This is a genomic window from Aeromonas media, assembly GCF_000819985.1.
Lineage (GTDB): Bacteria > Pseudomonadota > Gammaproteobacteria > Enterobacterales > Aeromonadaceae > Aeromonas > Aeromonas media.
In genome coordinates this window covers 19,540-29,425 of sequence record NZ_CDBZ01000047.1, presented here as the reverse complement: position 1 = coordinate 29,425, position 9,886 = coordinate 19,540, and the positions used below count along the sequence as shown (strand labels likewise).

Sequence of the window (9,886 nt, the reverse complement as noted above, 5' to 3'; positions counted from 1 at the left end):
TGATCATGCGTCGGCCCTGTTCGCATAAAATGACCCCACATTCACACCGCCAACTGTCAGCGTAGGAACAGCCTGTCCCAGTGGGGTGTAACCTGCCCGACGGATATCTGCTGCAATAGTGCCGACGAGAGCATGAACCGTTTGCTCAAACTTCTGCTGTTTTACTGACTCTGTATTTGCCTGAAGGATGGACGATAAAAATTTCAGTACACCAGCCATGACGATGAGTCCGATCGTGAGACCCACCATAAGTTCAATCAGAGTGAAACCTCTTTGCTTATTCAAGATCACCCCCCTGATATTCTGACTAGGCCGAGCATGTTGATCGACACCGTGCTTGTTGTGCCACCACCAACAATGGTGTAGTCAGCCCCGGTTGAAGGAGGGAGCCCTCTGATATTGTCAAAACGTAACGATGCCACTGAAGGCGTGATGGTGACACTGCTAGCTACATTGTCAGTACGAATATCCCCATTACAGGGGGTCGTGGTACCAAGGCAAATTGAGCTCCCAGACACATCAAGATAAACATTTGTATTGCGTCGTAAGGCTTCTGAGCGAGCCGTGTTCATCAGTTGCTCCAGAAATTCTGCAGCTTTCTGGACACGTATATTGTTAAAGGTGGAAATAAAGCTGGGTACACCAACAGTAACTAGAACTACTAGAATTAGTATGACTACGATCAGCTCTATGAGAGTAAATCCCCTATTACTCATTACAACCCCCAACACGCAGTTGGATTAGAGGTCTTAGTACTATCTGTCGAAAAACCCGCCTGTGTGACAGTTAGTGTCTGGCAATCCGTATCAGCGGCCTGCTGGCCGGTCGCCGTAGCATTCGCTTCATACACTGACGTGGCCGCACTCTGGATCGCTATGTCGTAATAGCCCTCCGGTGATGTTGCCGTCATACCTAGATCAGACAGGGTCGTCGCATAAGCGAGATTGTTTCCTCGGTATTTTTCTTGTGCCATTTGAAGTGCTGCAAGCGCAACCTTGGCATCATCGCGATGACTCTTGAGGATGAAAGAATGATATGAGGGAACCGCAATCGCAGCCAGAATCGCGACGACGACCATCACGACCATCACTTCAATCAACGTAAACCCACTTTCAGCCACGGAACATTTGTAGGCTTTGGAACTCCCCCCTACTTTTGATGCAAATCCGTATGCTGTCCTTGTGTTCCTATGAACATTAAGCATTGACCTTCCTTTCTCTAACAATCCTTTGTCATGAGACCAAGCAGTTTATCGATGCCTTTCCAAGTGCCGTCCAGCCCCAACGTAACGCACAAATTATAGAGCTTGTAGCCATCAAGATCGGGTGAATTTCTACCTATATTCACCCGTAGCCACTCTGTGCAATTTTCCCTGAGCTTAAATCACTGCCACCTCCCCTTTCAACAGCCTCGCATAGTTTCCCACCAGGTAGGTTCGCGCCAGTTCAGGGTCCTTGCACCCCAGCCAGGTGTCGTAGTCATCCGGCGACACAATGACTAGGCTACGCTTCTCGTCCCCTGGCTTGTGCATTCGCCGCAGCAGTGGGTGCGTGTCGGCATTGATGGTGAGCTGGGAGAAGCTGAAGGTGTAGCCCTGTTCCTCCTGCCATGCCCGCCAGATGCCAGCCACCGCGAAGGGCGTGCCGTCGGCCATGCTGATCCGCCAGCGCTCGGCCTTGCCGCTCTCGTAGCAGGGCTCGAAGAAGCAGGTCATGGGCACCAGGCAGAGATGCCCCTGCAGCCAGGCATGGCGGTAGGTCGGCTTTTCCCCTACCGTCTCGGCCCTGGCGTTCATCGTGGTGTAGTGCTTGTTGCCTGGCGGCACCTTCCTCTTCGGCACCAGCCCATAGCTGGCGATCAGCGCCTGTCGCCGGCCATCACGCTGGATCAGGATCGGAGCCTGATAGTCCTGCCACACCTCCTCCTTCCAGTCGAACCCAGGGTCATCAACCCCGAAGTATTCCACCAGCACCGCCTTGGTGGTCGGGATGTAGTTGATACACATGCGCCGCCCCTCCATCGTATGAGAGCCCAAACTCACCAGGTCGGCCTCTGCCAAGCATAATTGGCCACGAACCCCCTTGCCTTTCCAAGACCCGATCGCCGACCAGTGATCTTTCCGGATCCCTAAGATAGAATAACTGTACGTTCATACAGTGAAAATCACCATGATTCCCCATGCTATCGATGCACCTCTCATCGAGATCCCCCTGTTCCTCACCCCTGCCGCCTGCGGGTTCCCCTCCCCGGCTCAGGACTATGTGGAACAGACCATCGACCTCAACCAGCACTGCGTCTCCCACCCGGCGGCCACCTTCTATGTGAAAGCCAGTGGTCATAGCATGGTGGAAGAAGGTATCAACGACGGCGACATGCTTGTCATCGATCGCGCCATCACGGCACGCCACGGCGACATCGTGCTGGCCTGCCTGGATGGCGAGTTCACCGTCAAGAAGCTGCAGGTGCAGCCCGTCCCCGCACTGCTGCCAGGCAACCCCGATTTTCCGCCGATCTACCCGCAAGAAGGGCAAGAGCTGGATATCTTCGGCGTCGTCACCTTCGTCCTGCACAAAACCTGGCGAGGATAGGCCATGCCAACCGCCATTGCCCTGGTCGACGTTAACAACTTCTATGCCTCCTGCGAGCGCTTGTTTCGCCCCGACCTCAGAGGGGTGCCGATAGTCGTGCTCTCCAACAACGATGGCTGCGTGGTTGCCCGATCGGCAGAGGCCAAGCGGTTGGGGGTCAAAATGGGGGTGCCCTACTTCCAGATCCGCGAGGTATATGAAGAGCAGGGCGGCATCTGGTTCAGCTCCAACTACGCCCTCTACGGCGACATGTCGAACCGGGTGATGACGACCCTGGAGAGCATGGCCCCAACGGTCGAGGTCTACAGCATTGATGAAGCGTTCATCGAGCTAGGGGAATCTTGGGCTGGCGACCTGCTGGCCTATGGCCGCCAGATCCGCGAACGGGTGCAGCAGTGGACTGGCCTTACCGTCGGAGTCGGCATTGCGCCGACCAAGACCCTGGCCAAGCTGGCGAACTACGCCGCCAAGAAGTGGCCCGCCACCGGCGGCGTGGTGGATCTGCGTAATGAAGAGCGCCGCGCCAAGCTGATGGCCATCACCCCGGTTGAAGAAGTCTGGGGGATCGGGCGTAAGCTGACCGCCAAGCTCAACAAACAGGGCATCAACACGGTAGCTGACCTAGTGGTGGCCGACCCCAAGAGCCTGCGTCGACAGTATGGCGTGGTGGTCGAGCGCACCGTGCAGGAGCTGCGGGGAATCCCCTGTGCCGAGCTGGAGCAATTGGCCCAGGCCAAGCAGCAGATCATCTGCAGCCGGAGCTTTGGCGAGCGCATCACCAAACTGGGCCCCATGCAGCAGGCGCTGGCCGGCTACATGGAGCGGGCCGCCGAGAAGCTGCGTGCCGAGGGGCAACGGTGCCGCCACGTCACCCTCTTTATAAGGAGCAGCCCCTTCTCGGAGCGAGAGACCTACTACAGCAACCAGGTATCGACCAAGCTTCAGACTCCCACCTCAGATACCCGTGACCTACTGGCCCTGGTTGAGCCGCTGCTGCGCCGGATCTGGCGGGATGATGTCCGCTATATGAAGGGGGGAGTCATGCTGGCCGATTTCACCCCGACCAGCATGCACCAGGAAGACCTTTTCACTGACCGGCAGCAGGATCCCCGTAGCGAGGCGCTGATGAAGGTGATTGACCAGATCAATCAGGGAAGGTTGGGGAAGGTCTACTTTGCCGCCAGGGGGCGTGACACCAGCGAGTGGATGATGAAACGGGAGCATCTCAGCCCCCGCTATACTACCAACATCAATGAGTTACCTTCTGCAGTTACATGATCAAGGACTACAGATTCAAAGTCACAGTGATGAACTTATACTTGCGGCTCAGAGATACCACTGCTGCTGCATGTACTTGAGAACTTCATCTTTGACATTGAAACAATAGAAATTGTTGGTAGACGCATTTATAACCATGAGCGAGTCATTTTGGTCCATCTTGGCTCGAATCATCTTGGCTACAGCCTCATGATCTAGAGCTGAGTTTACATACCAGAGAGACTTATGGACATGCGCCCAAGACCCAAGTGACTTAATGGCACCTATCACCGCATCATAGTTTTGACCAGGTGTGATCAGATCATAAGAAATAAACAAATTGTTTGCCATGTAACCTCCTTGCCACGGAAAGAGATCCTCATGTGAGAACCTTCATCTCTGATGTTACGACAACCACCACCAAAGCACAGAGACTCAGGTCACGCTACAAATTTACCTATGTTGCATGAATGAAATGTTTTTGTATCTCCCACGCTGCTTATAGTGAGTTACTGCTTTACCGCGGAACAGGCATGAACTTATGCAATTTGATCAACTGATGGTAAGCCTGCTCTGATTTTGAAACTGATGGCGCCTTCTTCAACTTGGGAGCCGGCTCTGGGTGAATACAGAGCACCTTGATGAAAATCCGCTTGTGGACCTTCCCCTCCTGTTTCAGCCCTTTCCGGACGTCAGCCACCAGCTCGACACATTTCAGGTTGCGCAAGTAGATCATGAGATCGCCAGCCAGACCACTGGGTATCTCAAGCACTTCGACGACGTCATACAGGTCGAAGAAATCGCCATGCAGTAGCCCCCAACCGGCCATCTTCAAAGCGGGGGCTTTAAGTAAGCTATCCACTGAGTCTCTCCTTTACCCAACCGTTCTCAATCTAGTCGTTGTGTAGTGGTCGCGCACACTAGGGATAAGTCGATTTGGCAGTGTCGCAACGGCAGGATATGTTGGTTGCGATGAGCTGAGCTAAGTGAATCTAACGATGGATTACTCAAAAAGTGGGCCTTGGAAAAAACCCAAGAGGAATGCCTGGAAGCACTGAGATAGCCTTCTCTCAACTAGCAAAACGAACAAGGTGAACAAAAAATGATCAATTAGCATTTGACTAAGAAAAAAAATAGTTCCACATGGTCAAAGTTAATGATCACTAACCACCATTGCCAGTTATAACTGGGCATTGTAAATGCAACACCTAGCTTGATAGTGAGCACTATCACATCTTGCGATTCGCAAGTTATACACATATTACGCACAGAACAATCCAAAAACAGGGGGCTTGTCTTTATGAAAAATCGGGCATACCGTTCTTCACGATAACGCAGGATCACTACATGTTGTGGTCTTCCCGTAATTACCACCCAACAGAAGGAAGAAGCAGATGGACAGCAGCATAACGAAAACACCATGCCTACAGGGAGACTCGTATGGCAAAACAGAAGAACCGCAATCGTGCGGCCCAGGGCTGCGACAGCAGCAAAAACAAAGCCCCTCAGCTCGAAACTGAAGGGCTTTGGAAAGCGTGGAAGCATTGGCTCTGGCAAGCCGTTGGATTCCTGTTTATGGCACTACCTATCTGCATCACGAATTGGTGCGATGCAATACTCAAAGTCATTGACACTTATCGTGTCATCTTCGGTCAGTGATGACCACGGTGGCGACCTGATGGTTGCCACCGCTTTCAACGGCTGGAGCGAACCCATCCGACAAACTATTTACGATGTAAACGTAACTCTGCGCAACCTGGATGGCAAATATTTTACTCAAAATGGGCTCGCGCGATGCATTTTGAAGCCCATTTAGCCGCCTTCATGCCGCCGTTACTCGCTTGTAGAACGCAGCCACCTCGCTCTCCTGCACATGGCACCAGGCCAGCACCGCTTGATAGAGCGGGTACCACTGTCGCTCCCACTCGCCGCGGGTCAGGGTGCCTAACAGCGGCTCGATGGCGCGGCGCACCTGAGTGCCGGGGATGGGGCGCAGCCCGGTACCGCCACAGCGGGGGCACACCTTGTCGACGGCCTTGTCATGTAACCGGGATGCTTCCATATCACGGACATGCCCCCTGCCTTTGCACTGGCAGGCGGCCCCCGGTGTATCTGCAGTGCGGCAGTAGTGCTGCACCGCCAGCGCAGCGATCGCCTTCAGGGCCATCCCCTGGCTGCGCTCTTTGATGGCCCCCATATACTTGGGCGCCAGCTTGCTGCACTCTGCCATCACCCCGATCACCGCCTTGTGGTGGCTGGCTTTGTCCTTGGTGTAGCGAGCCATCATCAGCGCCAACCCCACCCCTTCATATTTCTGCACCAGCCCCAGCGCCCCAAGCACATCGGCCTGCGTCAGGTGAGAGGGCCCGGTGGAGCGAGACTGGATGGCCTGGATCATCGCCGAGCGGGGTTGCCCAATCGACAGTGCATATTCGAGTCGCATCAGAATGCCTCCAGTGACCAGTGAGCGCCTTTGCGCTGAACCCCGACGAAGGTGAACATCCAGTGCTGCTTGGCGGCCACCTTGATCTTCACCCGGGCATCATCCTCCCAGAACCCCTTCACCTCGTGCAGCTCGATCAGCCCATCCCGGCGCACCACCATGAAATCCGGGGTGTAGAAGGTCTTGTCGGCCAGCCGCAGCTTGAGCGGCTCAAACTCGTAGTGCAGCACTTCGCCCGCCAGCATCAGCGTGCGCAGGTGGCCGGCATAGGCCTCCTCTGTCTTGTTCATGGATCCCGGTACCGGCTGCGGACGGGCTCGAGCCTTTACTTTCCGTCCACCTGTAGGCTTCCCACTGTATGGCGTCATCCAAACACTCCCAGGCCGGCGGCCTTGTTCAACGTCATCACGACGTGATCCAGCTGGCTGCCGTGGGTTTGCTCCCACTGCTGCCAGCCGTTGTTGTGCAATTCCATGTGTGCTTGGTGGCAGAGCGGAAAGGTCATCAGGTCATGGGTCTTGCTGCCCATCACGCTGAGCCCGTGCCCCACCACGTGGTGCGCCTCGATGCCCTCGGTCTGGCCGGTCACCACGCACGGCAACTGGCGGACGAACGCCAGATAGTTGGCAGACTCCCAGCGTCGCATCTTGGGGCGGGGGATATGCAGCATCGGCGGCTCCGGGTCGATGGCCTTCACCGCTGGCTTGATACGCAGCCGGCCGCGCAGCTCGGCCAGCGGATCCTGCTCCAGAAGTTCGGTGCGATTCACCCGATAGCGGGCATCGGTCTCCCGATAGCCGCGCCCTGGCACCAGCAACCGCTCCGGCTCCAGCGGCGGCAAGCGGCAGGCGTGGCGCACCACGGCGATCGGCAGATGCTGCTGCACCTTGAACACGCTGGCCCACCAGCAGAGATCCCGTGCCTGCAACTGGGTAAGGGCAACCCCACACCAGCCAGCGACCCTGGTCAGCAGTGCCCGGGCGATCGCCGCTGCGTGCTCCGCCGGGTTGAACGGCAACTGGCCATCCCGGTATGCGTTGTCATGGTGCCAGCACAAGGGGAGCGGCAGGCCCCCCATCTCGGTAGTGACCGATTCCCCGATGCAGCCATGGCCGATCAGGCACTGGCCCACGCTGAGCAAGGCCAGCTCGCCGCCGGCGGCGTTGACGATGGCAGGGTTGAGCAGGGCACTGGCCAGCTCCGGGAACTGGGTCAGCAGGTCGCCACCGTCTGGGGCAGGAACCAATACCGCCGGGCGGTTGGCCAGGGAGGTGCGAAGCTGTGCCAGACCCTCCCCCACCTTCAGCAGCACCATCCCCATCTCTGGCACAAAGACCGGATGGGTCGGCATCATCCCAGCTTCTCCACCATCTCCAGCTTGTCGAGCAGCGGGCCCAGGCGGGCCAACAGCTGATAACTGGCGGTGCGGCGCACGGCGAGAGACTCAGAGGCAATGATCCGGCGGGCAGCCTCCGCGGCAGTCATGCCCGGGCAGGCGGTGTCGATGGAACGGAACAACTCGGCGCTGGCGTTGATGGCGGCCCCGGCCGGATTGCTGGCCTGCTGCTGCAGGTGCTGCACTCTGGCCGCACTGCGGCTAGTAAACTTGCTCATGTGACCCCTTTACCTCACGGTAGTGGTTCAGCCGATCGCGGAAATACTCCTGGTTATCCACGGGCTGATTGATGATTGCCCTGGCAACATCCTCTCGGGTCGCCAGGTTGCGGCGGCACTGCCAAACCAGCAAAGCCGCCTGCTTATCCAACTCTATCCGCTGACGCTCCTGATCAGGTAGCAGCGCCAGATTGAATGTCATGACCAGCGCTCACTCCCCCTGTCAGCCCCTGCTTGAAGGCGTTCAGTATGTGGATCAGGTATGCCGCTTCATGGCGGGCATCGTGCAGAGCGTGGTGGCGGGTCCCCTCGAAAGGCAGCTGATACTTGGGGTCAATCCCCAGCAGTTGCCGCCCCATCCAGACCACAGTGCGCAAGCTCTGGTTGCCACGAAACCACCAGGGCTGCTCAACTCCCCACTGCTGATAGGCATGCGTCAACAGCACGTTGTCGAACTCACTGCCATTGCCCATCAACTCGACCGCTGCCACCTTCTTGAAATGGCGGCCGAGGAAGTTGGCCAACGCCTGCAGCGCATCCACCAGGAACAGGCGGCCGGCATTGCCGAACATCTCCTCCCAGGCGGCCGGGCTCTCCACCTTCTGCCGCTCCCAGAACGCCAGGGTGTCGTCGTCACGCTGGCGGCCCTGCGCCAGATCCACCCGGCAGTAGAACTCATCCACGACCCGCAGCTGTGCCACATCGACAATGACGATCCCGATGGTGCCGATCACGGCATCTTGGCCTTGGCCGAGTGTCTCGATATCCACGACAGCGACCAGGCTCGGGTTACTATTCATACTGCATGCTCCTTAGAGATCTGATCTGGATCCGCCATCGCAAAGACGACGAACCCGGGTTGTTGCTCATAGTTGGTGACATAGGTGATCACCTTCGTAATCTGCTTACCGGTGAAGCGGAAGCTCTCGATAGGAACCTTACGGTCATACTCCTTGAGCACCACCAAATCCCCCTTCTGAAAACCGCGATCGCGGTTGTCGCGGATTTCGAAGGTCTTCTCCCCCGATTCCACAGCGGAGAAATAGCAAGGAGCAATCTTCAGTTCGTGGATCATGCCGCCACCTTCCCCAGCCCGACCTTGGCCAGCAGCTCGGCGAACCGGCTCTGGTACCAGTGCGGCTGCGTCTCGCGCTGGCAGCGCGGATCCACGATGTTCTTGCCGTACAGCAGCCCCTTGGGTGTTATCGCCCAGAACTCCTTCTGCTTATCCGGTGACTTGGTGGAGAGGCGGCGCATCTTGGTCAGCAACCCGTTCGACTCGAGCAGGGCGTTGAAGTAGCGCACCCCCATGCTCACCCCGTGCTGCTTCAGCCCCTCGGTGGCCGAGAAGGTCGGCCGCGAACTGCCATCGGTGGCATCGCTCGGCGCATCGATGGCGTAAGAGGGCAACAGATTAGGCAGGCCATGCTGGCGCTGGATGCTCTGCAGCATGCCCAGCTTGCCGGAGTTGCTCACGTTCAGCATCCTGGCCGCCGTCTCGACGAACAGCAGTTCGACCTGTACCGCCTCCACGTTGATGGTCGGGGCATGGCCGAGCGCGTACTGCCCCGTCTTGCGAATGCTGGGCAGCACCTCACCGGTGACCCACTGCTTGAACCCCTTGGCTGCGGGCAGCTTGCTGCCGAAGATCAGGGCATAGACCCCGCTCTCGCACAGGAAGCTGACCTCCTGCATCCCGCTGGTCGTGGGGGTGTCGCGTTTCACGACATCCCCCTCGTCCACATGGCGCTTCACCGCATCCCGCGGATTGCTGTAGCCCAGCGCCTTGCACACATCGACGGCACAGAACAGCACGCGCCCGGCTTCATCGATCAGGCGCACCTTGCCAAACTCCATACTGTCGAAACTCATCACCTGCATGTCACTCTCCCGATTGTCATGTCCTTGGTTTAGCCCCAAAAGATACTGTGTATTTATACAGTCATCAATCACCATTCGTTAGGTTCTCACGGCGGGATATGAC

Annotated in this window: 17 protein-coding genes; 3 read left to right on the top strand and 14 right to left on the bottom strand. The window is 57.2% G+C overall.

Annotation, left to right across the window (positions count from 1 at the left end):
• Nucleotides 1-3: 3 nt before the first annotated feature.
• From BN1127_RS03865 to BN1127_RS03850, 4 genes are all read right to left on the bottom strand, one after another.
• The gene (locus BN1127_RS03865; RefSeq protein WP_042648563.1) at nucleotides 4-285 is read right to left on the bottom strand and encodes a PulJ/GspJ family protein; all 282 of its coding nucleotides are present in this window, start codon (nucleotides 283-285) and stop codon (nucleotides 4-6) included.
• A 2-nt stretch (nucleotides 286-287) separates the two neighbouring features.
• The gene (locus BN1127_RS23110) at nucleotides 288-716 is read right to left on the bottom strand and encodes a GspH/FimT family pseudopilin (protein WP_082029957.1); all 429 of its coding nucleotides are present in this window, start codon (nucleotides 714-716) and stop codon (nucleotides 288-290) included.
• Nucleotides 716-1,204 carry a type IV pilin protein gene (locus BN1127_RS03855; RefSeq protein ID WP_082029956.1) on the bottom strand — a complete coding sequence of 163 codons (489 nt, stop codon included), beginning with the start codon at nucleotides 1,202-1,204 and terminating at the stop codon, nucleotides 716-718. The genes BN1127_RS23110 and BN1127_RS03855 overlap by 1 nt, the downstream gene beginning before the upstream one ends.
• A gap of 174 nt (nucleotides 1,205-1,378) precedes the next feature.
• Nucleotides 1,379-2,005, bottom strand: a complete 627-nt coding sequence (locus BN1127_RS03850; protein ID WP_042648562.1) for an SOS response-associated peptidase — start codon at nucleotides 2,003-2,005, stop codon at nucleotides 1,379-1,381.
• 163 nt (nucleotides 2,006-2,168) lie between these two features.
• Between BN1127_RS03850 and umuD the strand changes: the two genes are divergently transcribed.
• Nucleotides 2,169-2,588, top strand: coding sequence for a translesion error-prone DNA polymerase V autoproteolytic subunit (gene umuD / locus BN1127_RS03845; protein ID WP_042648561.1), 420 nt, complete (start codon nucleotides 2,169-2,171; stop codon nucleotides 2,586-2,588).
• A gap of 3 nt (nucleotides 2,589-2,591) precedes the next feature.
• The gene (gene umuC / locus BN1127_RS03840) at nucleotides 2,592-3,866 is read left to right on the top strand and encodes a translesion error-prone DNA polymerase V subunit UmuC (RefSeq protein WP_042648560.1); all 1,275 of its coding nucleotides are present in this window, start codon (nucleotides 2,592-2,594) and stop codon (nucleotides 3,864-3,866) included.
• A gap of 48 nt (nucleotides 3,867-3,914) precedes the next feature.
• Here umuC and BN1127_RS03835 read toward each other — a convergent pair whose 3' ends face one another.
• Together BN1127_RS03835 and BN1127_RS03830 are read right to left on the bottom strand one after the other, a co-directional pair.
• On the bottom strand, nucleotides 3,915-4,196 hold the full coding sequence (locus BN1127_RS03835) for a hypothetical protein (RefSeq protein ID WP_042648559.1): 282 nt from the start codon (nucleotides 4,194-4,196) through the stop codon (nucleotides 3,915-3,917).
• A gap of 166 nt (nucleotides 4,197-4,362) precedes the next feature.
• On the bottom strand, nucleotides 4,363-4,707 hold the full coding sequence (locus BN1127_RS03830) for a hypothetical protein (protein ID WP_197069621.1): 345 nt from the start codon (nucleotides 4,705-4,707) through the stop codon (nucleotides 4,363-4,365).
• Nucleotides 4,708-5,285: 578 nt separating this feature from the next.
• Between BN1127_RS03830 and BN1127_RS03825 the strand changes: the two genes are divergently transcribed.
• On the top strand, nucleotides 5,286-5,504 hold the full coding sequence (locus BN1127_RS03825; protein ID WP_042648558.1) for a hypothetical protein: 219 nt from the start codon (nucleotides 5,286-5,288) through the stop codon (nucleotides 5,502-5,504).
• 163 nt (nucleotides 5,505-5,667) lie between these two features.
• Here the strand turns inward: BN1127_RS03825 and BN1127_RS03820 are convergent, their stop codons facing one another.
• The 8 genes from BN1127_RS03820 to BN1127_RS03785 all read right to left on the bottom strand — a co-directional run bounded on the left by BN1127_RS03820 (nucleotide 5,668) and on the right by BN1127_RS03785 (nucleotide 9,783).
• Nucleotides 5,668-6,288, bottom strand: coding sequence for an antitermination protein Q (locus tag BN1127_RS03820; protein ID WP_042648557.1), 621 nt, complete (start codon nucleotides 6,286-6,288; stop codon nucleotides 5,668-5,670).
• Nucleotides 6,288-6,578 carry a DUF1064 domain-containing protein gene (locus BN1127_RS03815; RefSeq protein ID WP_042648556.1) on the bottom strand — a complete coding sequence of 97 codons (291 nt, stop codon included), beginning with the start codon at nucleotides 6,576-6,578 and terminating at the stop codon, nucleotides 6,288-6,290. Before BN1127_RS03815 ends, BN1127_RS03820 begins: the two co-directional genes overlap by 1 nt.
• Nucleotides 6,579-6,652: 74 nt before the next feature.
• Nucleotides 6,653-7,642 (bottom strand): DUF968 domain-containing protein, encoded by a 990-nt coding sequence (locus BN1127_RS03810; protein ID WP_042648555.1) that lies wholly within the window; start codon nucleotides 7,640-7,642, stop codon nucleotides 6,653-6,655.
• Nucleotides 7,639-7,902: a hypothetical protein gene (locus BN1127_RS03805; protein ID WP_042648554.1), complete on the bottom strand. Its 264-nt coding sequence runs from the start codon at nucleotides 7,900-7,902 to the stop codon at nucleotides 7,639-7,641. The genes BN1127_RS03810 and BN1127_RS03805 overlap by 4 nt, the downstream gene beginning before the upstream one ends.
• The gene (locus BN1127_RS03800) at nucleotides 7,886-8,104 is read right to left on the bottom strand and encodes a DUF3283 family protein (RefSeq protein WP_042648553.1); all 219 of its coding nucleotides are present in this window, start codon (nucleotides 8,102-8,104) and stop codon (nucleotides 7,886-7,888) included. Before BN1127_RS03800 ends, BN1127_RS03805 begins: the two co-directional genes overlap by 17 nt.
• The gene (locus BN1127_RS03795) at nucleotides 8,076-8,702 is read right to left on the bottom strand and encodes a 3'-5' exonuclease (RefSeq protein ID WP_042648552.1); all 627 of its coding nucleotides are present in this window, start codon (nucleotides 8,700-8,702) and stop codon (nucleotides 8,076-8,078) included. The genes BN1127_RS03800 and BN1127_RS03795 overlap by 29 nt, the downstream gene beginning before the upstream one ends.
• Complete coding sequence (locus BN1127_RS03790) at nucleotides 8,699-8,977, bottom strand: DUF3850 domain-containing protein (protein ID WP_042648551.1); 279 nt, start codon at nucleotides 8,975-8,977, stop codon at nucleotides 8,699-8,701. Before BN1127_RS03790 ends, BN1127_RS03795 begins: the two co-directional genes overlap by 4 nt.
• Entirely contained in the window at nucleotides 8,974-9,783 is an 810-nt protein-coding gene (locus BN1127_RS03785; RefSeq protein ID WP_042648550.1) for a BRO-N domain-containing protein, read from the bottom strand. Before BN1127_RS03785 ends, BN1127_RS03790 begins: the two co-directional genes overlap by 4 nt.
• Nucleotides 9,784-9,886 lie beyond the last annotated feature (103 nt).